Here is a 21,209-nt window from a genome sequence, read left to right as displayed (position 1 = left end):
CCCTCCTCGGAACCTGCGGCTGCCGCTACGAGCGCGGGTCCGCCTCAGGAAGCGTACCGTCGAGCGGGTCGAGGCGTTGCGGGGTGGCGTCGGCGAGGGCGTTGTCTGCGGCCGAGCGGACGAGGCTGGAGAGCATGAAGCCCGGGTTCTCGACCCCGATTCCGGTGAGCAGCTCTGTGGCCTGCTTGACGATGGAGCGAGTGAACTCCGTCGCGGTGTGGAGCGCTTCCGCATAGGTTGGGCGGTCCTGCTCGGCGATGACGACCGGCTCCGCGCCGATCTCGACGACGAGGGCCTGCGCGATGGGCAGCACCGGCCGCGGCGCGGTCACTGCGCACCAGGCTTCCTTGAGGCGGTGCAGGTCGAGGCTCGTCCCGGTGATCTCGATCGCGGGATGCACGGCGAGCGGGATCACGCCTCGGTCGAGGGCCGTGCCGAGCACGGCGGTCCCTCGCCCGGCGACGGTGTGCAGGACCAGCTGACCTGCGACCCACGCCTTGCTCTTGGAGAGCTCGAGGACGCGCGCTTCGAGCTCGTCCTCGTCGAAGGCGAGGATCACGAGCTCGCTGCGCTCGATGGCCTGCCGCTGGGTGAGGTTGGGGGCGCCGGGGAGCATGGCGGATGCGCGCTCGGTCGCTTCGGCGGACTCGGTGGCGACGCCGACCAGCGCGTGCCCGGCTCCGGCGAGTGCCGTTGCGACGATGAGACCTGTGGGCGAGTCGCCCACGAGTCCTATGCCGAGCCGTCCCTCACGTGTGCTCATGCGTTGCCCTCCGGAGCCTGTCTGCTGTCGTGACCCGGTTGCTGGTCCGGGGCGGTGCCGTTATCCCGCTGTTCCCGCAGCTGACGTCGGGTCAGCGGCTGCGGCTGATCGGGAACAACCGACGGCTCTTGGACCTGGGCGCTCTCGGTCTGCGGCGCCGCCGTGGGCGCCGCCTCGCGCTCGGCTGGCGGGCGGTGCGCGGGTGCGGGTGCGGGCGCGGGCGCGGGTGCGGGGCCGATCGTCGCCGGCGACTGGATGGGAGTCGGGGTCGTGTCGATCGAGGAGTCATGCGATGCCGGCGGCGCGGCGACGGGTTCCCAGGAGACGGGAGCCCAAGCGCCGTTTGCCGGCGCTCCTGGCACGGGACCGATGGACGAGGGCATGGGTGCCGCAGCCGCGGGAGGTTGGGGAGCCGTCGCGGGCAGGCCGACGCTTTCGGGGGGAGCAGAAGGGCTGACGCCAGCAGAGGGCGTGGATCCTGCTGAGCTGGCGGAGCCGAACTGCGCCGGGATCCTCGAAAGATCGGGCGCGGGCGTGGCCCGCTGAGCGGCGGACGGTTCCGCGACGGGTGGTGTGGACGTGCCGTCCACGCCGCTCTGAGCGAGCGCCTGCTGGTACTCGCGTTCGGCCTGCAGCACGGCGATCGTCTGGCTGTCGACGGCGGTGCCGCGGCTCTCCGCATCGGCGACGCGCATGCGGGCGGTCGCGATGGCGCTGAGCGTCGCGGCCTCGCGCCAGCGGTGGGACGTGTCGAGGCTCGCGGCGCGGATGGCGACAGCGGAGACATCGTCGAAGAGTCGAACGCCGATGTCGCCGTCGACCATGCCGATGCGAGTCGTGACGCCCATGCCGAGCACGGTGTGCGCGTGGAGGTTGACGACGTTCGCGAAGTAGCCGATCGGGCCGCGGTCGAGTCCGATGGACTGCATCCGCTCGGCTGGCACGATGGTGAGCTTGCGTGACCAGGCACCGAAGCGCAGGTAGAGGGCGCGACTATCGAGGCGGAACCCGTGTCGCCGCCATGAGAAGGGACGCATCCACGCCGCGCGCTTGGGAGCCGTCACGAAGTAGTCGTCGTCGCCCTTGCTGTACATGCCGAGCTCGATGAGACGGCGCACCTCGTCGTTGACGAGCATCGGGAGGAGCAGCGCGAGCACTCGCTCGGTCTCAGCTCGCGTGCCGACAGGGAGCACGAGGTTGCGGGTGAGCGCTGCCTGGTTCTGCGAGCCGTCGGAGGAGACCTGCTCGGTGCCTGCGCGCGTGATGCGGACCATCCACCAGTCGAAGGGGCGCCAGAAGAGAGGCTGGGAGACCTGCACGGCGTGGATCCGGCCGGGCGGGACCGTGTCGTTGCTCGTGGTGAGGAGGCCTCGGCCGACGCGCACGCCGTCGGGCGTCGCGGCGATGCTGTAGTTGAGGGATGGCAGGATCTGACCGGCGGTGACGGCGAAGAACACCGCACCAAGGGGCAGGATCGAGAAGAGCAGCCACCAGAACCCGAAGGTGAAGGTGACGACGAGCCCTGCGACGAGCGCGACGACGATGACGACGAGCCACGGGTTGACGAGGTTGGCGACGACGAGGCGCCAGGGAGGGAGGCGCACCACCGACTGCGGTGCAGCTTCTCCGGGGGCCAGCTCGGGGCTCGTGAGCTCCTCGACTCGCTGCGCGAAGAACTCAGAGGCCCTGGTGCGAAGCTGTTCTGCGGTCGGCGGGCGTTGCGCCGGAGCCTGCCCGACCGCACCGGCTGGGCCTGCACCGTTGGGCTGGCCTGCGCTCGCCGGCATGTGCATGCCGCCGTTCACGCCTGCCGCGCCGTGCTGCGCGGAGCTGGGGAACGACTGGCCGTGAGCCGCGCGCTCGTTGCGCTTCGCCCCCGATGCGCGCTGCAGGATGCCGGCGCGGATGCCGTCGGCGTCACGGGTTCGCACGTAGACGAGCTGGATGTTCGCGTTCTCGCCGGCGACGCCGATCTCGATCTTGGACGCGCCGACGATTCTCGCGACGAGTGGTCGCTGGATGTTGATGTCCTGCACTCGATCGAGTCTTGCCTGACGGCTTTTCCGGAACAGCACGCCGCTCTGCAGCTCGATCGTGGTGTCGCTGACCCGGAACTGCGCGAAGCGCCAGGAGAGGTAGCTGAAGAGCCCCAGGAGGACGATGACGAGGAGCGTCCCGAGCGCGGCCCAGAGCAGCCAGGTCTGGTTCTCGAAGACCATGCGAGTGGGGTCGTACTCGGCGCCGCTGTACTCATCGAGCTGCGGGAAGATGAAGCTCGTGATCGTCTGCCAGGACTGGTTGATGAGGAAGGCGCCGATCGCGATGACGAACACGCCGACTTTGAGGAGCGGTGTGAGCGGGTGGAGTCGATGCCACTCGCCGTCGATCAGGTCGGAGCCCTGTCCGAGCGCCGGCCCCGGAGCCTGTCCCTGCGGCGGCCCAGGCGGCGGACCCCCGAACTGCGCGCCCGGAGACTGCGGTGGGAGGTGGGCGCTCATCAGAGACCTGCTCGACGAGTCTCGGCGAGCGCGACGAGGTCGTCCCGGAGCTTCTCGGCATCCCGCCAGTCGAGGCCGGGGATGGTCACGTTGGTGATGGCGGCGGCGGTGACGACCTTCAGCGAGGAGAGCCCGAAGATGCGGGTGACCGGGCCGCGTTGGATGTCGACCAGCTGCAGACGACCGTAGGGGATGGCGACCATGCGGCTCCAGAAGAGACCGCGACGGAAGACGAGGTCGTCCTGGCGCAGCTGGTAGCCGATGGCCCGCACGCGGCGCCATTCGAAGGGGATGGATATGAGGATCAGCAGGAGGATGGCACCGGGGGCCAAGGCGATCCAATTCGACACGTCCGGGATCACGAGGAGAGCGATGACTCCCGCGAGCGAAACCAGCGCCCAGAAGAACGCGCCGAGGAGTTCAGACCAGATGTACTTCGCGGAAACCCTGCGCCATTGCACGGTGGTGTGGTCAAGCGCGGTCATGTTGCCCCCTCGTTGCGACGTGTCGTCATGCGCCTACCGTATCGAGAACGACCGACATGTCGGGTCGCCCTGCCTGGCATCAGCTGAACTGAGCCGTCGGTGTCAGCAGGTCGGCGCGACCAGCGCCTTGATGAATGCCCCCGATTGGTACAGGTACTGCCAGGCCCAGTTGGAGTCGCCGATACCGACGCCGTCGTCCGTGGCGAGCACTCCCCCGCCCAGGCAGTCGGTGAAGATCATGCGCGCGCGGGAGATGTGGGTGGTGCTCGTGACGATCATGACCGACTCCCATCCTTCCGCTGCGGCCAACCGCTTGACCATGAGCGCTTCGCCTGCCGTGGTGAAGGGCTCCGGGATGAGGCAGCGGGTGACGGGCGCGGTGGGCGCGTCGTCCGCCCCGACCTCGCACGCGTGGATGTTGATGGCGGAGTCGATGCCGTAGTCGTCGACGGCGATGACGATCGTGTCGCTGTAGCCGTCGGCGAGCAGCTGCTGGGCGGCCTGGATGCGCGCCTCGCGCGGCGGGCCGAGGACGATGATGGCGTCGACGTCTCGGGGTTCATCCGTGGAGGGGAAGACGAAGAGGGGCAGCCCGGCCGCGATGACGACGATGATGAGGGCAAGCACCACGCCCGCGATGGGCGCCGCCCGTCGCACCACCCCTGTTCTGCTTCCACTCACGAGCACAGGCTACGTGAGCGGCGAGAACCACTTCCCCCGTGCGCCGCGTCTCAGCGCCGCGCCCCGTCCGAGCAGGTACCCCTCAGGCCGGCGACTCATGGTCTGACGCGGCCCGAGCGGGCGCCGCAATGGCGATGGCGATGATCGGAGTGGCCCAGGCGACGGCGCCCAGCAGACTGCGCCGTTCAGCGCCACTCTCCGGCTCTGTATCTGATTCGTAAGTGGACATCGTCGTTCCCCCTTGCTTCCTGCGCGGGGTGTCTCCCGCGCACCAGGTCGGCCGGCGACTGACCCCCGTCGAGTTCCGACCTTCCGAATACCCGACCCTACTCGAATTGGTTCGGTCCAGGGGCGGGAGGAGCTCCCCTGTGGATGCGGCGACCGGGTGACCGGTCCGAACGTCACCGCCCCGCAGGTGCCGTCCCGCAGGAGCCGAGGGCGGAGCACCATCTTCGTCGCCCGTGGCGGGCAATAGCATTGGGCCCATGAATCCCCCGCCGGAGCCGCCTCCGCGACGCTTCCTCGAAGCTGTCGAGCGGCGACTTCCCGCCTCGCTCGTCGAGCATCCATTGCGCTGGAGTTGGGCGTGGTTCGTGCTCCTCGCGTCTGCGACGATCCTGGGGTGGGTCGCCGATTGGCCGATTCCCGTATGGGTGGCGGTCGTCGTGGTGGGATCACTACCCTCGCTGACGGCGACGGTCGCCCTCCTCCTCCGCACTCCTCGCAGCCACCTCGACGAGCACGACTCGGTGTTCGGGCACTTCTTCGTGCGCTTCGTGACGCTCGTCGTCGGGTTCGCGGCGTGGACCATCTCGGTGGTGATGAGCGCGAGCCTCTCGACGCTGCTGCAGCTCATGGCAGAGAACCGCGAAGACGAGATCACCTACTCGGGCATACAGCTCTTCGCGGGCCTCATGCTCCCGGTCGTGCTGGCGATCTGGCTCGTCTTCCTGCTTCGTTGCGCCTGGTTCCTCGCCAAGCTCCGCGGATGGCGCGAGCACCCGTCTCTGAAGCGCTCGCGTGTGCCGGGTACCTTCCTGGCCGAGTTCCCGAGGTTGCGCCACGTCGTCGTCGGGTTCGCGCACCCCGGTGCCCTGCTCGCTTCCGCGGGGCTCTCGTCGGCTGCCGTCCTCACGGAGGAAACGCTGCGCCTGACCTTCACGATGTTCTTCTAGATCTTTTGGGCAATGCCTGCGCGGCGCCTGCGACAAGGGCGAGCAGGAGAAGACCTGCCACCAAACCCACCCCGCCGCAGACGCCGTCGGCGCCGGTCGCTGCGAGAGCGTTCGCCTTCGGTGTCGACGCGGGAACCGCCGGGTCGGGAGCCGAGTCGGAAGCGTCCGCCTCCGGCCCCATCGAGGTGGACGTGCTGGCCGATGCGGACGGCGCCGCAATCGGTACCCCAGGGACCGCCGCCGTGGGAGTGGGCGATGCCGTCGGAGCGATCTCGACGAGAGCGGAGGCCCGGATGAAGTCGGTGCCACCCATCGTGGATCCGGAGAGCGTCACCGCACCACTGACTCCACCCGCTGCGGCGCGGATGCGGAACGAGAAGCTCGTGTCGGTCGTCCCGACAGGCACGGTGAACACGAGCAGATCTCCGATGTTCGTCGGCTCGCCGACGGTCGATGAGCCCTGCACGTAGCTCGCTCCGGCGGGGATCCGGATGCTCGGTGCCCCGGACATCGCGATCGGCGCATCCGCTGCGCCGAAGGTCGCTGTCACCGTGTTCTCACCCGGAGCGCCTGGCGCCGAGTTCACATGGACCGGAACCGCCCGCTCGCCCTGCGCGGAGTAGTGCGTCTGGAGGGCGACCGTGGAGGAGGCGCCCGGCTCGAGATCGAGCATCCAGCTCAAGCCCATGACGTGGTCTCTTGCGTGGCCAGCGAACGTCGCGCTGTCCATGAACTCGACTTGCAGGCCCATGGAGACGCCGACTCCCCTGCCCTGGTCGATCGCGAACCGGCTGCCCTCGGTGAGCGGGATGAGCTGCGCGTAGTCGTCGCCCGCCGTGGTGCCCTGCCCCCAAGGTCCGGTCGGGATGCCCTCGACGCTTCGGCAGAGGATCGACCCGTCACCCGTCGGTGGTTCCGAGTAGGCGAGGGATCCTGTCTCCGGACGGGTGCAGTCCGCGATGCGGTAGACGATCGGGGTGAGCCGCTCGGTCGCGAGACTGGTGACCTCGATCGACGTGGTGGACGAGGAGCCGCCGGAGACGTAGGTGTCCACCTGGGTGAGCTGGAGGAGGTCGCCGTGCACGACCGTGGTGATCTGGAAAGGGTCGACCTGGGTGCCGCTGCCGGTGCTCGTCTGGGAGAGCGGAGACCACCCCCGTTGGTGCGCACTGGCTTCCTCGCCCGCGAGCCCGCTCAGCCAGAAGTCGGCGGGCACATTGAGCGTGCCTCCTGCGGCTACTGCGGTCAGACAGCTCGCGCCAAGCCCGAAGAGCGGCGCGTCTGGCGTTCCCGAGACCGTTGCGCCGCAGCTGAGATCCGTTGTCGTCGTGAGTGACGTCAGCGGCCCCGTGTCGCTGATCACGGTCGCGGCACTGGCTGGCGTCGCGGTCCCGGCTCCGATGAGCGCTACGACGGTGAGCATGACGGCGACGATGTGTGCAGTTCGCATGTGTCCCCCTGGTGGTGCGCCTGCGCGCTGCCCGGCGCAGGGATCCTCGTCAAGCATCGGGGTGCACCGAGACGACGGCCAGGGCCTTGCCACGCCCTGGCCGGGAATCGTCCTGACAGATGGCCAGTCGGGGCGACTACGCCGTATTCCGCCCCGTTTCCGGGGAGTCGGAAACAGCACCGGACGAGTTCTCCACCCGATCGCGCTCGAGCTGCTTGGCAATCGACTGCCACATCTGATCGAAGGTGTACCGGTCTTCGACGGCAGCTCGCGCCCTGCGGCCCACCTCGAGCAGCTCGGCTGGTCGGGCGAGAACTCTCTCGATCACCGCGGCAACCCCCTGCGGGTCGTGGAGGGGCATGCCGAAGTTGCTCACACCCTCGTCGATGTACTCGCGCATCGCCTCCGTCTCGGTCACGACGCAGGCCTTGCCCGAGGACATGGCCTCGAGCAGCACGCTCTGGCCAGTGGGGTACGCGAGATCGTGGGTCGGGATGACGACGAGCTGGGCTGCAAGGAGATTATGCCGGTGCGCCGGCCCGTCAGAGGGTCCGCTCGTCGTGACGTTGTCCGGAAGTTCCATGTGCTGGAACCTGTCGAGATGCGAGACGAGGTGGAAGTCGATGTGCGGGAGGAGCCGTGCCGCCTCGACGAGGGTCTCGAAGTCGCGGCCAGCATCGAGGCCTCCGCTGAAGACCTGGAAGCGCTGCTCTACCGAGGCGTCCGGCACGTACTTCGTGTGCTCGACCCCGAAGTTGATGGGAGCGACCTTCGCGCCGGCGCCGGTCTGAGCGAAGAGCTCGGCTTGGTTCCGTGAGAAGACGAAGATCCGATCCACACCCGCCACCGTTCGCGCGATCTCCTGGCGCCGCGAAGACGAGCCGGTCTTCAGTTCCTCCGCCCACCAGCAGGAGACGACGGCGAGCCGCGTCTTGGCGTATGCACTCAGGCCCCGGCGCTTGAGCGCGGCTGGAAGCACCGACTTGTCTTCGAGGATCGCCAGGACAGCATCCGCCCGCCGCGCCGTGGCCAGGCCCCGGATCGCGAGGTCGGCGGGAACACCCGTTCGGTGCTCGACGACGGCCTTGACCTTGCGGTGCACCCGAGAGGTCGCCATGCGAACTGTGGCTAAGTTGGCGTACTGGCCGAGCAGCTCAGCACAGTAGGGTCCTCGCAGCTGATCGCCGGGCGAAGTCCCCGAAGTGATGGAGGGCAGCCCGTCGTGGTCGAAGAGGCCCAGGATGGTGACGTTGTCGTTCACGATGTCAGCCTAAGGACACTGAGGGCTTTTCTTCCCATCCCGTATACTCGATTGCATACTGTTTCGCACCAGGTTTCACCCTGAGTGCGCATACGCGCTCACCCCCCTTATGGCGCAGGTTCTTTTTTTAGGGGGGGGGCTCTATCTCATCGACACGCTTCGTTGAACTCGATGGCCTGCGCGGCCTTGCAGCCGCTGCAGTTGTCGTCGGGCACTTCACGACCACGTTCTCCGAGCACTACCCGACGGCGCCGGGCAGTTCCATCGAGCTGCAGTACGGCCAGTTCGGAGTTCAGCTCTTCTTCCTCATCAGCGGGTTCGTCATCCTCATGACCGCTGATCGAGCCAAGCGGGCATCAGACTTCGCAATCTCACGATTCACCCGTCTCTACCCGGCCTACTGGATAGCCGTTGTCATCTCGATCGCCGTGGGCGCGCTTGCGAACGTTCCAGGAACGCAGTTGACGCCGCTCGAGATGCTCCTCAACTTCACGATGATCCAGCGACTGCTGCTGGTTCCGGACGTCAACGGCGCCTTCTGGACGCTTGCGGTGGAGATGCAGTTCTACATCATCGTCTTCCTCGTGCTCCTCCTCACCAAGTGCAGACTGACGGACGTGCTCCTGCGATGGCTGGTGGCGGCCTGGCTCGCCATCGCCGTCGCCTCGGCTGTCACGGCGGCGCTCTTCGCCCCTGGCGTCGACATCACGGCCGCGCCAGTGCTGGTCCGTGCGATGGTCAACGTCACCCTCGCGGAGTACGGCCCCCTCTTCTGCCTCGGAATGCTGCTCTTCATGGCCCGCAGGAACCAGCGGTTCGAATGGCTGACGATCCCGGCCTTCCTGGCGGTCGTCGTGTCGGCCTACCTGCTCCACTCGTCGAGCTACGCCGCGATCGTCGCCGGCATCGGCGTCTTCTTCACCTTCGTCGCGCTGCGCACATCGACTCCTCCGCTTCGACTGCGTCCCCTGCTCTGGCTCGGAAAAATCAGCTACTCGCTCTACATCGTGCACGTCGTCGTCGGCTACGCGACGATCGATCTCCTCTGGCCACTCATCGGACGCGACCTCGCGACGTTGGCGGCCACCGCGGTCGCGGTAGTGCTCGCGTGGGGATTGCACGCTGTCGCGGAGTCCAGGATGAGCGCCTCGTGGCGACGGACACTTCTCCAATTGCGCGATAAAGCAAGGGACAACCTGCAATGAGGCCGAGAGCGACGCTCTGGCAAGACTTCGCCAGGTCGCATTCGCTGAGTATTCTGGTGCCGGTTGACGACGGGGATAGACCAATGCAGATCGGGGAGAGCAGATGTTGAATGGCGGAGGAGCAAGAAAGCGACTCGGTATCTACCGACGCGAGTTGGGGCGGATGCGCAACCCGAAGCTCAGAGCAATCCACCGGCAGGTGAATGCCCACATGGTGGGGAGACTCCCGCTCTGGCGCCCGCGGAAAAAGGGCAGCTTCTGGGCTGTCACCCTCGTCAAGAACGAGATCGATATCATCGAGCTCTCGGTGCGCCATTTCGTGGACCAGGGGGCCGAGCGAGTCCTCGTCGCGGACAACGGTTCGACAGACGGGACCCTGGAGCTGCTGCGGCGACTCGCCGAGGAGCTGCCGATCATCGTCATCGAAGACCGACTCACGGCGTACCACCAAGGCGAGAAGATGTCGTTCCTGGCGCGGGCAGCGTGGCGCGGGGGCGCCGACTGGGTGGTCCCGTTCGATGCCGATGAGCTCTGGTACGCACCCGCCGGCACTCTGCGGGACCACCTGGCCGCATCCCCATCGAGCATCATCGACGCGAACATCTTCAACGCCTACCCGATCGACGGCGAGCCCGGGCCGTATCGCGTCGACACGGTGCGGCACGACTTCACGCAGTGCTGTTTTCGCAGCCACCCAGTCGCCAGGCTCGCGAACGGAAACCACACAGTGAACGTCCTCGGCCGAAAGTCCAACGAGATCAACATGCTGCACATCCCTTGGCGGTCGAAGGAGCAGATGCGCATGAAGGTCACCCAAGGATGGGCCGCTATCGAAGCGACCGGCGCCGAGGTCGGTTTCGACGGGCACTGGGGCGAGATGTCCGAGGCGAAGGAGTCCGCGATCGACGAGATCTGGGCGTCGATCGCCCTGGGGGTAGAGACAGAGCTCGATTTCGGATACAAGGCGCGTGGCTCTCTGGCACGGATCGAACCGTCGACGTGGACGCATTGGCCTGACGATTTCCCAGCAGAGAGCACATCATGACTACGCGAACGCACTTCTTTGCCCGCTCGCCTGAAACTGCGCGTGAAATCGTCGCTTGGGATCCCGATTCCGACCCGCAGCGATTCGCACATGGCGCAGGGCACAATGTCTTCGAATTGTTCGCGCGCCTCAGGGATCTGGGCGCGAACGTGACGATTGGCCCGGATATACCCGGGGATGCCGATGTGGTCGTCGCATTCGCCACTGAATTCGCATTCCTCAAATTCGCCTGGGTTGTCGCGCCGTTCCGGCTGCTCATGATCAGGAGCGATGTGAGTCCAGCGATCGACTGTCCGTATACACCGACTTCCGTCGCGGTCCCCAATGCCTCGTCATTCTGGACTGATCGCTACGGGAGCGCGAGCATCTACTTGCCCGCGCTTCCGCAACGGGGTCTCGTCGCGAGGAACACTGCGCGAGATGGCATCACAAACGTGGGACTCAAAGCGAATCCTGGCAACATTCCAGACGAGATCCTCGCCCCGGAATTCGCGGACCGCCTTCGGGAGATCGGCTGCGCGCTCGACATCGATGCTCCGGCGGACGTCGACGGCTCAGATCAGCGCTGGCACGATTTCTCGGAGACCGACGTCACGCTCTGCTTCCGCCGTTCGGGCGAGGAAGCACTGGACTTGAGGAAGCCGCCGACCAAGCTGGTCAACGCCTGGTCGGCAGGGACCATCCCGATCACCGGGGACGAGCTCGCCTACCGGTCCTTGATCCGTCATGGCGAGGATGGCTTCATAGTCGAATCCGCCCGCGACGTCCCCGCTGTCGTCGAACGGCTGCAGCACGAACCGGAACTCCGGAAGCGCCTGCTCGCCAACATCGCGGAGCGTCGTGACGAGCTCAGCACCGAACGCCTCACTGCAGCCTGGTCGGACCTCATCGACGCCACTGCCCGCGCTCCCCGATCTCCGCTCACGACGCTCCTGAACCGGTTCAGGGTCGGAATCGCGATCTTGCGCAAGCGACTGCGGGAATCTCCGTGAGCGTCGCCGTATTCTGCTCCTGCAACCCACTCCGGTGGCAAGCGCGGTGCTACGCTCGATCCCGCACGTACGTTGAGTCGCTGCGTACTCTCTGACGACCTGAGGTGAACTCGATCTTGCGCGAGAAGTTACTGCTCATTTTTTCCAAAAGCGCCCGCGCCAAGCTCGCAGTGGGACTCGTGGGATCGATCATCGTCGCTCTTGGAGAGACAGGCTCAGTCCTCCTCGTTGGGCCCCTCCTGGCGCTGCTGGTCGGCGGACCGACCGACAGCGGCATGCTTGGCGTCGTCTCCGATTTCCTCGGCAACCCGTCGCCGGAAGCCATGGTGCTCATCCTGCTCGGCGGTGTGGTCGTCGGCTTCGTCGCCAAAGACATCTTCAGCATCGCGTTCCGCTGGTGGATGCTCGGCTTCATCGCCAGGGAGCAGGTCAATACCGCCACACGGCTCCTGCGCTACTACCTCTACGCGCCGTACAGCCTCCATCTCGGCCGCGGCACGGCTGACCTGCTGCGCACCATGGGTGTCTCGGTCGGCCAGCTCTACTCGCTTGGCGTCATCGCCGCCCTCAACGCGATCACCGATGCGATCACGATCCTCGCGCTCCTCATCTCCATGCTGGTCATCATGCCCATCCCATCGCTCATGGCCCTCGCGTACTTCGGCTTGGCAATGCTGGTCTTCTCCCGAGTCATCCGGCCGCGGGCAGAAGCCGCCGGCCGCATGAAGATGGAGGCCGCGAAGCGCGGCTACACGGCGGCGTTCCACGCAATCGGCGGAGTCAAAGAGATCAAGATCCGCAGCGCCCAGCCGCACTTCGTGGGCGCATTCGAGGATGTGGAGCTCGAACACGCACAGGCGACTCGCATGGTCGGGTTCCTTGGCGAGATCCCAAAATACCTGCTGGAGATCCTCTTCATCGTGGGCCTCGGTGGCCTCATCCTCTTCCTCCTCGGCACCGGCGGCGGCATCACCGCGGTCAGCTCGATCGGGCTGGTCGCCGCAGCCGGGTTCCGACTCCTCCCGTCGATGTCACGGCTGCTGGTCTCGGTCGCCAACATGCGGGTAGGCGGCCCTGCCCTCACCGAGGTCTCCTCTGAGCTCAAGCTCGCGAAGCACTACGAAGACAACGAGCTGCTCGCTGTCACGGCAGCACACGCCGTCGACTTCGAGAACGTGATCAAGATGCAGGATCTCTCCTTCAGATACACAGACGCATCGAAGGATGTCCTGTCGCAGATCTCGCTGGAGATCCCCTACGGCACGTCACTCGCGCTTGTGGGCTCCAGCGGAGCCGGCAAGAGCACCCTGGTCGACCTGATCCTCGGCCTGCACCGCCCGACGGGTGGTCAGTTCCTCGTCGACGGGCGCCCCCTCACGGACGAGCTCATCGCAGCCTGGCAGCACAACGTCGCCATGGTTCCTCAAGACGTGTACCTGCTCGACGCTTCCCTGCGCGAGAACATCGCCTTCGACAGCGCCCCGGAAGACATCGACGAGGAACTCCTCCTCGATGTCGTGCGCCGCGCTCAGCTGGACGACCTCGTCGATTCTCTCGACATGGGCCTCGAATCCTCGGTCGGAGAACGAGGGTCTCGTCTCTCGGGCGGGCAGCGGCAGCGGGTCGGCATCGCCCGTGCGCTCTACCGTCGGCCTTCTCTCCTGGTCCTCGACGAGGCGACATCCGCGCTCGACAACGAGACGGAGCGCAAGATCATCGAGACGATCGAGGGGCTCCAGGGTGAGGTGACGGTGGTCATCGTCGCTCACCGCCTGTCGACAGTCCAGGAGGCCAATGCGCTCGCGTACATGAAGGACGGGAAGCTCGCCGGCTACGGCTCCTTCGAGGAGGTTCGATCAACGAATGCCGACTTCGCTCGCCAGGTGGAGCTCGGCTTGCTCAAGCTCCCCGAAGACGAGCCTGCGAAGTAGCACCGTGGTCGACATCTCGACGCGCGTCGTCACGCTCGGCGGCGCCGTCCCGTACCCGGGTGTTCGGCACGCGGGGGGCCTGTACGTCCACCACCTCACGCAGTCGTTGTCGGAACGCGGTCTGGTCGAGGTGATCGCTCCAGACCATCTCGCGAACCAGAAGGCGCTCGAGGATGCGGACGCGCGCGTCTCAGCGCACCTGGTCGGCCGGTGGGCATCTTCCAGCGCACGACAGCGGCTGCTGCAGCGCGGCGTCGGGATCGTCGAGAGGGGCTGGAGGCGTATCGATCCTGCATCGCCCCCACTCGGCATCCTTGCGAGCCTCTACCTCGATCAGCGGGTCCGCGAGTCCGTCACGAGCGCCGACATCGTGGACCTGCAATGGTTCGAGTTCGTTCGTCTGGCCCCGCACATCCGGCACCTCAACCCGAAGGCGAAGATCTTCGGCACCTTCCACGACGTGCTCTCGCAGCTGTACGCGCGTCGCGCCGAAGAAGGGGATGCGGCCCGCTGGCGTCGAGCGGAGGCCCTGGCCATCGCTGCCGAGCGCAGGTCGTTCCGCCACCTCGATCGCGTCCTCACGCTCAACGAGAAGGATGCGGAGCTCCTGAGGCAACGCGGCGCGGCAGACGTGAGCGTCATCGACCCGCCGCTCGCCCCGGTCTCGCTACCGGAGCGCAAAACGCTCGGCGGCAGCCCGGAGATCGTGTTCGTCGGGTACTTCGCGCGACAGGTCAACGTCGATGCGGCTGCCTGGTTCATCGACCACGTGTGGCCGAGCGTCCTCGCCTCGGTCCCGGACGCGCGCCTGAAGCTGGTCGGCCTCGACCCGGACGCAGCTCTGGCGCCGCTCGTCTCGCGCGCCGCCAATGCTGCTGCGCTTGGATTCGTCGACGACCTGTCACCCGTCTACGCGGATGCCTCGGTGGTCGTGGTACCTCTGCTGTCCGGGTCCGGCGTGAAGTTCAAGACCATCCAGGCGATGACGTACGGGATCCCGACGGTCTCCACCACCGTCGGAGCGGAAGGGGTCGCCCACAGCGACGAGCTGGAGGCTGTCACCGACGACCCGGCCGCCTTCGCGCAGGCCGTCACCGGCATCCTGCGGGATCAGCCCGCTGCTGACCGCCGGGCTCGGGACCTCGCCGGGAAGCTCGCGGCCACCTACGGCGAAGAACGGTTCCAGGAGACAGTGAAGAGCATCTACGCACCGCACGAGCAGCGCACCGCACTCGTCACCGACGCAGTGACCGTCGTCATCCCCTACTACGGGGACCCGACTGACACGCTCAACCTCATCGAGCAGCTGCGCCCTCAAGAGGGCCTCGCAGAGATCATCGTCGCCGATGACGCGTCACCGGTCCCGTTCCCGGACCAGGTGGGAGTCCGAGTGGTCCGCCGCGAGGCGAACGGAGGGTTCGGGGCGGCCGTCAATACGGGGGCGGCGCTCGTGTCGACCGACCTCATGCTCGTCCTCAACAGCGACCTCGACATCGGCACCACCTTCATCCGCGATCTGCTCGCGAGCGCGAAGGCGCTCCCGACCGCCGTCGTGAGCCCGCAAGTGCTGAAAGCGAGCGGTGCTCCCGAATGGACTGCCCGATCTTTCCCTCGGACCAGGCACCACGTGGTCGAATGGCTGTCACCCCTCGCCCGTTGGCGCCACCTTCCCGCACTCCACCGCGCGGTCGGGCACGTGACCGACCTCTCGCCCGAGGGGAGCGACCGGGTCGACTGGGTCATCGGGGCGGCGATGCTCGTTCCCACGGACGACTTCCGCGCAGTGGGTGGATTCGACGAGCAGTACTACATGACCTCCGAGGAGGTGGACCTGCAGAGGCGGCTCTCCGCTCGCGGAGTGCCATCGTACGTGGCCAACGCGGTCGAGATCACGCACGTGGGCGGCGGCTCGTCCGACTCCTCCCACCGGCGCCAGTGGCTCGTGACCGCCAGGCAGCGGTACGCGAACAAGTGGGGCGGCTCCGTCGCCTTCACCGCTTCCCTGACCCTCGCGAGCCTCGTCAACTTCGCCGCGAATGCGCCGCGCCAGCTCGCCGGTCGAGACCTCGACGCGCGAGCGGTCCTCCGCTACGAACTCGGGCTGCTGCGGACGGCGCGCCAACAGGCGAAGCAGGCAACGCGAGTGACGACGCACACCCAAGGGGGGCAAGGATGATGTCGAGGACACCACGAACCGTGGCGTTGATGGGGACCAGGAAGGCCGCGCACCTCGCGAAGGGTGCACTCGGCAGGGCGCGGGACGCATTCGCCGGAATCGAGGCCCGCATCAGCGAGCGCATCGACGCGAGTGGAGACTCCACGATCACGCCGGACGAGCTGCTGGCGAATCGCTTCGCCGCCTTCCGCCCACTCCACGCAGCTCCGCCGGAACCCGCGCAGCGCCCCTCGGTGACCGTCTTCGGCTTCTTCAACAGCAGCGGCTTCTTCGGCGGGATCGCGACGCTGCTCAACCTGAGCGCCACCATCGCCAAGGATCTCGACTACGACCTGCGCCTGGTGCACACGACGTCGTTCGAAGAAGACCCCGATGTCGCCGGATTCCTCAAGAACCAGGGCATCGACTTCGACGCAGCCCGCATCCGCTTCGTGAACGCGGCGAACCGCAGGGCCGAGGGCGCATCGCTCCCCCTGCACGCAGACGATCTGCTGGTGGTCAGCGCCTGGTGGGATGCCTTCGCCGTGGATCGCCTCCAGCACGACCGACCCTACGTCTACCTCATCCAGGACTACGAGCCGATCTTCTACAGCAACGGCGATCAGCAGGTCTGGGCGTCAGCGACCTACGAGTCGACGAAGTTCGTGCCGGTGCTCAACAGCTCGATCCTGCACGACTACTTCCGGACGACGACCCACGCACGCGTCGCCGAAGAGGCCCTGGTCTTCGAACCGGCAGTGCGTGTTCCCGACCGGGCCTCCCAGCCCGCCAAGCGACCCCTGAAGAAGCGCCTGTTCTTCTACGCCCGACCAGAGACCGAGCGAAACCTCTTCTACACGGGGCTGCTCGCGATCGACAAGGCCTTCGAGGAGAGTGCGGAGCTGCGCGACAACTGGGACGTGTGGCTGGGTGGAACTCAGACCATTCCGCCGCTCCGCCTCAAGAGCGGCCTGGAACTGCAGCGCCTCGGCAAGATGTCGTTCGAGGACTACCAGCAGTTCACGCTCACCGCTGACCTCGCGATCTCCTCGATGCTGGCCCCGCACCCGAACTACCCGACGCTCGAGTTCTCGCGCCTTGGGACTGCCGTGATCACAACCTCGTGGGAGACGAAGACCAACCTCGATCGCTACTCCGAGAAGATCACGCTCGTCGAGCCCACGGTCGCCGCGATGGCGGAGGCGATCGTCCGCTGCGCGAGCGCCGGTGGAAGCGAGCCGGAGACGGTTCCGAAGACCACGGACTCCTGGCCGAAGGCACTCGCTGAGGTTGCCGGCTCCATAGCAGCGCTCCACAGGAGCACCGCGCCGTGATCGCCGAGGAGCTGACGCTCGTCATCGTCGGCTATAAACACGAACACTACGTCACGACCTTGCTCGAGTCCGTCGAGGCGCAGACGATGTTGCCCGCTCGAATCCTCCTCGTCGACGACGACCCCGCGGGTGGAACCGCCGAGGTCGCCGAACGGTACCTCGCGAAGAGCGCCCTGCAGGTCGAGGTAACACGCAACCAGGTCAATCGAGGTCTGTGCACGAGCCTCAACACGGCGCTCACGAGCATCGACACCGAGTACTACGCCTACATCTCCGCCGACGACTGGATGCTCCCGACCCGCATCCGACGTCAGTTCGACGCCATCAGCGCGGCTCCGTCGACGACCGCCGTCGTCTACTCGAACGCGATCCGAGTCGACGAGGCAGATCGTGAGCTCGACGAGGACTTCAAGACCGCCTACGACTGGCCAACGCACCGCTCTGGCCAGGTCTACGCGGAGATGAGCGCCTACAACTGGCTCCCGGCCCCATCGGTGATGCTGCGCACTCAAGCGGTCAGGGACGTGGGCGGCTACGACGCGGAGCTCTTCTTCGAGGACCACGACCTGTGGCTGCGCCTCGCTGTCGGGCACGAATTCCTGTGCGTGGACGAGCCACTCGTGGCTTTCCGTGAGCTCGGGTCGTCGCTGGGGCACCAGCAGTTCCAGACCGACAACCCGCGGTTCGTGGTGGCGTATCTGCAGATCCTCGCGAAGCAGTTGGGCATCTCATCGACCATCGACGCCGACATGTTCCCGCGCCTCTGGAGCCTGGCGCTCCGACTCTGGCGCATCGAGGGAGCAACGCCCCGCGTGGTCGCCTATCTGGGGAGCTACGTGCGGGGTGCGCAGAGCCTCCGAGTCGGCAAGGCATACGTGCGGCTTGCGAAGATGGGCGTCTCCTACGCCGCCCTGGATCGCATCCGCAAGCTCCTTCGACGCTGATCCGAGGGATGCGCGGCCGCAGCGCTGATCAGCGTCGTGCCACGTCGACGAAATGACGGACTCGTCCGTCGAAAACGCCCTCGAACGGGAACCCCTGCATGAACGTCAGGCCTCGTCTGGCCTGAACCTCGAGTTGTGTTGGGTCCGCTGCGAGGCGCGCGACGACCTCGGCGGCAGCGACCACGTCGCCGTTGTCCACCGCCCAGCCGCCGCCGCCTGCGGCGAGGAGCGGTGACAGGGTCCGGTTCTGGAACCCGAGCACCGGAACCCCGGACCCCATCGATTCGAAGTAGGTGCTCGCCGAATCGCCCTGGATGTGTGGCAGGAACATGAGGTCGACCTGGGTCCGAGCGAACGACTTCCAGCTCTGCTCGAAATCCATGTAGCCCGCGAACTGCACGTTCGACGGCACCTCTCGCCTGAGCTGCTGCTCCAGGTTGCCCGCCCCGACGATCGTGAACTCGTAGTCGATGTTTGCCCGATCGAGCTCCGTCATGAACGGCGGGATGAGGTTCACCCCCTTGATCTCCGTCAAACGACCGGAGTAGGCGATCCGCAGCGGGCGCGTGCCGTCCCAGAAGCTCCGCTGACCCGCTGCACGCACGTCGTCCGCGTGCATCCGGTGGTCGAAGAACATGTGCGTCGATTCGTTCACCGTCGCGTAGTGCTCTGCTGCTGAGTGTCCGTTGCACTGGAAACCGTCGGCGCGCGCCGCAAGCCCGTCGAGGCGGCGTGTACGCCTCGCCGCGCCGAGACGGATGCGGACGCGGTCCGCCAGGCCTCGGTTCGTGACCAGGCCAACCTCGAGGCGGACTTCGGGGGACCAATCGTCGGTGAGGATGACTCGGAAGTCGTTCCCGAGCAGCGTCTCGCTGAGCGGTCCGACGACGGAGTGCATGACCAGGTCAGCCCCGAGTTCGGAGATCCTGCCCACATCGACACGGTCGATGAACCGCAGCTCCCGGGCGAGCGGGTCGTCGGCCCACTTGAACTGCGGGTCGTCGATGGCGGCCGGCAGCGGAGGCTCCAGGGAGGAGACGATCACCTCACCTGGCCAGCGCTTCGCGTACTCGGCGAGGCCGGTCATCGACTTCGCGAAGATGCCCAGGACACCTTGCGGGCTCACCCTCAGTGGGCTGTCGTTCAGGTAGACAAACTTCATGACCTGCCTCGGTCTCTCAAGCGGGTGAGTTGGATGCGATCCTGCGGAGCAGGTCACCGACTGCGCTGGCGCCCGCGTCTGGCGAGTAGTGCTCCAGCCACCGTCGTCGGTTCGACCCCACATTTGCGTCGAGGCCGCGAGCGATCTTCCGCTCGATCGCTGAGGCGAGAGCCGAGGCGCTGCCGGCGGCGAAGACATCTCCGGTGGTCTCCGGCACGATCTCCGGCAAGGCCCCGGCATCGCTGACGAGCAGCGGGACTCCCGCGGCCATCGCTTCGGTCGCGACGAGTCCGAACGGCTCGGGCCACACCGAAGGGACCACAAGCAGGTCGATGCGATCGAAGAAGTCTGCCGGCGCTACCCAGCCCGGACGGTCGGTGAGGTGCGCGACGGGCTGCAACGCCTTCTCCACGGCCAGCTGGGCTTCCGCGGACACGAATCGTGGCTCACCGGCGAGCAGCAGCCGATAGTGGCCGGGCTCGCGCGCCTCCAGCTCCTGCACGGCGGCGGCCAGCACGTCCACACCCTTGTCGATGGATGGCCTGCCCAGGAATCCGAGCACGATCGGCGGTCCTTGCGGCACCCGGTTGCGTGTCCCTGGGCTCTGGCTCCAGTTCGGCAGCACTTCAGCGTTGCCGACGGCCGCCGCCATCGATGCGGATGGCACGATCGTCGTGAGCGCCTTGAAGCGAGCCAAGGGCTCGATCACGCGCAGCGCACCCAACGGGCGTTGGTGAAGGTGCACGATTCGATCGGGGCGCCCTGCTGTGGCTGCGGCGGGCACGAGCCCGTTGCACCAAAGGATTCCCCGTCGCTCCGCGGCGTCCCAACGGCGGAGTGCGAGCATCCACGCTCTCCGCCCGGACGCCTCGAGTTCCACGACACGATGCCCGGCATCCCGCGCGGCGGCGACGAGCTCGCCCGGTTCCGAGGGGCCGACGATGGTCACGTCGACGCCGAGCTCCTCGAGCACGGCGGCGATGCTCAGGAGCATCACCTCTCCTCCGCCGATGTCTCCGTTGTTCGTGGCGATGGTGACGTGGTTCGGGAGGCCGCCCGGCAGATCGGATGCGACTCCCGCCTTGGCGTAGACACCGGCGATGGCTGCGGTCATGTCGGAGACCGACGGCCAATCGTCGAGCGTCGTGACGGCGTCGCTATCCAGGAGCACACGCGCGACCTGCGCGACATCATCGGCGTCGACGAGTCCCGCCTCCGCGACGATCTCCGGGTTTCCGCCGACGCTTGAAGCCACGACGCGCATCCCACGATTGGCGGCGTCGAGCAGCGAGTACGAGCAGTTCTCCCACACGGACAGCTGCGCCAGCACGTCGGCTTCCGCCATGGCGGCGTCTGGATCCACGAAGCCCGGGAAGTCGACGGCATCGGCGAGGCCGAGGTCGCTGACTCGACGTCGGAGCTCGGCGTCCAGCGCGCCGACGCCGGCGATCGTCAGCCGGGCGTCCGCTCTCTGCGCGTGCACCCGAGCGAACGCGTCGATGAGCTGCGGGATGCGCTTCTCGGGAGAGAGCCGCGCGAGGGCGAGCACGCGCAGGGAGTCGGAGGCACGGGCTGGACGCACAGGTAGCTGGTCGACGCCGTTGTAAACGACGTGCACCTCCTGCTTCGGCCCCCACTTCGCGAGCATCGCCCGCTTGGTCGCCTCGGAGACGGCGATGACGCCCTCGAACCGACGGAGCCTCGCTCCGTGCACGCGGGCCATGAGCTGCGACTTCCAGGAGGACCCGTGATAGATGCTGTCTTCGCCGGCGATACCGTGCTCACTCGTGACGCGCGCGGTGCCGGCCGGCAGAGGCGTGGCGGCCACGACGACGTCCGCGTACGCGAGATGCGAGTGCACGACAGCCGGCCCAAGACGGCGCGCGGCCGACCTGAGGGTCCGGATCGACCGGCTCAGGCCGGCGTCTGGCCCGATTCTGCCCACGGCGAGGCGGGCGCCGACCGCACGGAGACGATCGACGAGAGGCCCCTCCGGGCAGAGCACGACGAGCTCGAAGCCGGGAATGCCCTCCTCGGCCACGTCCAGGACGTGACGCGCGACCCCGCCCAGGTCAGCAACGGGAATCACCCAGAGAGCGATCGGCCGCGAGGAGCGGCCTCCGTCAGA

At 67.1% G+C, this 21,209-nt stretch carries 16 protein-coding genes; 8 read left to right on the top strand and 8 right to left on the bottom strand.

Translation table 11 applies throughout. The features are described from left to right. Positions 1 to 25 precede the first annotated feature (25 nt). From ITJ67_RS01530 to ITJ67_RS01515, 4 genes are all read right to left on the bottom strand, one after another. Positions 26 to 763 carry a DUF2520 domain-containing protein gene (locus tag ITJ67_RS01530; RefSeq protein WP_160071010.1) on the bottom strand — a complete coding sequence of 246 codons (738 nt, stop codon included), beginning with the start codon at positions 761 to 763 and terminating at the stop codon, positions 26 to 28. Beyond that, positions 760 to 3,261: a PH domain-containing protein gene (locus tag ITJ67_RS01525; RefSeq protein WP_194676520.1), complete on the bottom strand. Its 2,502-nt coding sequence runs from the start codon at positions 3,259 to 3,261 to the stop codon at positions 760 to 762. Before ITJ67_RS01525 ends, ITJ67_RS01530 begins: the two co-directional genes overlap by 4 nt. After that, on the bottom strand, positions 3,261 to 3,746 hold the full coding sequence (locus ITJ67_RS01520) for a PH domain-containing protein (protein WP_160071012.1): 486 nt from the start codon (positions 3,744 to 3,746) through the stop codon (positions 3,261 to 3,263). The genes ITJ67_RS01525 and ITJ67_RS01520 overlap by 1 nt, the downstream gene beginning before the upstream one ends. A 102-nt stretch (positions 3,747 to 3,848) precedes the next feature. Next, the gene (locus ITJ67_RS01515) at positions 3,849 to 4,427 is read right to left on the bottom strand and encodes a YdcF family protein (RefSeq protein ID WP_194676519.1); all 579 of its coding nucleotides are present in this window, start codon (positions 4,425 to 4,427) and stop codon (positions 3,849 to 3,851) included. Between the two features lie 485 nt (positions 4,428 to 4,912). Here ITJ67_RS01515 and ITJ67_RS01510 point away from each other — a divergent pair, with 485 nt between their 5' ends. After that, entirely contained in the window at positions 4,913 to 5,602 is a 690-nt protein-coding gene (locus ITJ67_RS01510) for a hypothetical protein (protein ID WP_194676518.1), read from the top strand. On the opposite strand, the gene ITJ67_RS01505 is transcribed toward ITJ67_RS01510, so the two are convergent. After that, complete coding sequence (locus ITJ67_RS01505; RefSeq protein ID WP_194676517.1) at positions 5,586 to 7,052, bottom strand: hypothetical protein; 1,467 nt, start codon at positions 7,050 to 7,052, stop codon at positions 5,586 to 5,588. The two genes, ITJ67_RS01510 and ITJ67_RS01505, sit on opposite strands and share 17 nt — an antisense overlap. 136 nt (positions 7,053 to 7,188) lie before the next feature. Then, the gene (locus ITJ67_RS01500; protein WP_194676516.1) at positions 7,189 to 8,313 is read right to left on the bottom strand and encodes a glycosyltransferase family 4 protein; all 1,125 of its coding nucleotides are present in this window, start codon (positions 8,311 to 8,313) and stop codon (positions 7,189 to 7,191) included. A gap of 143 nt (positions 8,314 to 8,456) precedes the next feature. On the opposite strand from ITJ67_RS01500, the gene ITJ67_RS01495 reads away from it, so the two are divergent. The 7 genes from ITJ67_RS01495 (at position 8,457) to ITJ67_RS01465 (ending at position 17,919) form a co-directional block, all read left to right on the top strand. After that, the gene (locus ITJ67_RS01495) at positions 8,457 to 9,518 is read left to right on the top strand and encodes an acyltransferase family protein (protein ID WP_194676685.1); all 1,062 of its coding nucleotides are present in this window, start codon (positions 8,457 to 8,459) and stop codon (positions 9,516 to 9,518) included. 211 nt (positions 9,519 to 9,729) lie between these two features. Next, positions 9,730 to 10,563, top strand: coding sequence for a glycosyltransferase family 2 protein (locus ITJ67_RS01490; protein ID WP_194676515.1), 834 nt, complete (start codon positions 9,730 to 9,732; stop codon positions 10,561 to 10,563). 434 nt (positions 10,564 to 10,997) lie between these two features. Beyond that, positions 10,998 to 11,555 carry a glycosyltransferase gene (locus ITJ67_RS01485; RefSeq protein ID WP_194676514.1) on the top strand — a complete coding sequence of 186 codons (558 nt, stop codon included), beginning with the start codon at positions 10,998 to 11,000 and terminating at the stop codon, positions 11,553 to 11,555. Positions 11,556 to 11,671: 116 nt separating this feature from the next. Continuing rightward, entirely contained in the window at positions 11,672 to 13,486 is a 1,815-nt protein-coding gene (locus ITJ67_RS01480) for an ABC transporter ATP-binding protein (RefSeq protein WP_194676513.1), read from the top strand. Positions 13,487 to 13,490: 4 nt separating this feature from the next. Continuing rightward, positions 13,491 to 15,662, top strand: a complete 2,172-nt coding sequence (locus ITJ67_RS01475; RefSeq protein WP_194676512.1) for a glycosyltransferase — start codon at positions 13,491 to 13,493, stop codon at positions 15,660 to 15,662. A 29-nt stretch (positions 15,663 to 15,691) separates the two neighbouring features. Further along, positions 15,692 to 16,975 carry a hypothetical protein gene (locus tag ITJ67_RS01470; protein WP_194676511.1) on the top strand — a complete coding sequence of 428 codons (1,284 nt, stop codon included), beginning with the start codon at positions 15,692 to 15,694 and terminating at the stop codon, positions 16,973 to 16,975. Next, positions 16,972 to 17,919 (top strand): glycosyltransferase, encoded by a 948-nt coding sequence (locus ITJ67_RS01465; protein ID WP_194676510.1) that lies wholly within the window; start codon positions 16,972 to 16,974, stop codon positions 17,917 to 17,919. The genes ITJ67_RS01470 and ITJ67_RS01465 overlap by 4 nt, the downstream gene beginning before the upstream one ends. 28 nt (positions 17,920 to 17,947) lie before the next feature. On the opposite strand, the gene ITJ67_RS01460 is transcribed toward ITJ67_RS01465, so the two are convergent. Both ITJ67_RS01460 and ITJ67_RS01455 read right to left on the bottom strand, forming a co-directional pair. Next, entirely contained in the window at positions 17,948 to 19,081 is a 1,134-nt protein-coding gene (locus ITJ67_RS01460) for a glycosyltransferase (RefSeq protein ID WP_194676509.1), read from the bottom strand. A 16-nt stretch (positions 19,082 to 19,097) separates the two neighbouring features. Continuing rightward, positions 19,098 to 21,170, bottom strand: a complete 2,073-nt coding sequence (locus tag ITJ67_RS01455; protein WP_194676508.1) for a glycosyltransferase family 4 protein — start codon at positions 21,168 to 21,170, stop codon at positions 19,098 to 19,100. Positions 21,171 to 21,209: the final 39 nt, after the last annotated feature.

The sequence above is a fragment of the Pseudoclavibacter sp. VKM Ac-2867 genome (assembly GCF_015351275.1).
Taxonomy (GTDB): Bacteria; Actinomycetota; Actinomycetes; order Actinomycetales; family Microbacteriaceae; genus Pseudoclavibacter.
Note: the sequence above shows the minus strand (reverse complement) of the source record. Positions and strands in the feature narration are given on the sequence as shown.

Bases quoted from the DNA above. Each gene is read 5' to 3' on its own strand.
- ITJ67_RS01530 (WP_160071010.1), bottom strand. From the start codon at position 763: ATGAGCACACGTGAGGGACGGCTCGGCATAGGACTCGTGGGCGACTCG.
- ITJ67_RS01505 (WP_194676517.1), bottom strand. From the start codon at position 7,052: ATGCGAACTGCACACATCGTCGCCGTCATGCTCACCGTCGTAGCGCTC.
- ITJ67_RS01525 (WP_194676520.1), bottom strand. From the start codon at position 3,261: ATGAGCGCCCACCTCCCACCGCAGTCTCCGGGCGCGCAGTTCGGGGGT.
- ITJ67_RS01510 (WP_194676518.1), top strand. From the start codon at position 4,913: ATGAATCCCCCGCCGGAGCCGCCTCCGCGACGCTTCCTCGAAGCTGTC.
- ITJ67_RS01470 (WP_194676511.1), top strand. From the start codon at position 15,692: ATGGGGACCAGGAAGGCCGCGCACCTCGCGAAGGGTGCACTCGGCAGG.
- ITJ67_RS01460 (WP_194676509.1), bottom strand. From the start codon at position 19,081: ATGAAGTTTGTCTACCTGAACGACAGCCCACTGAGGGTGAGCCCGCAA.
- ITJ67_RS01520 (WP_160071012.1), bottom strand. From the start codon at position 3,746: ATGACCGCGCTTGACCACACCACCGTGCAATGGCGCAGGGTTTCCGCG.
- ITJ67_RS01490 (WP_194676515.1), top strand. From the start codon at position 9,730: ATGGTGGGGAGACTCCCGCTCTGGCGCCCGCGGAAAAAGGGCAGCTTC.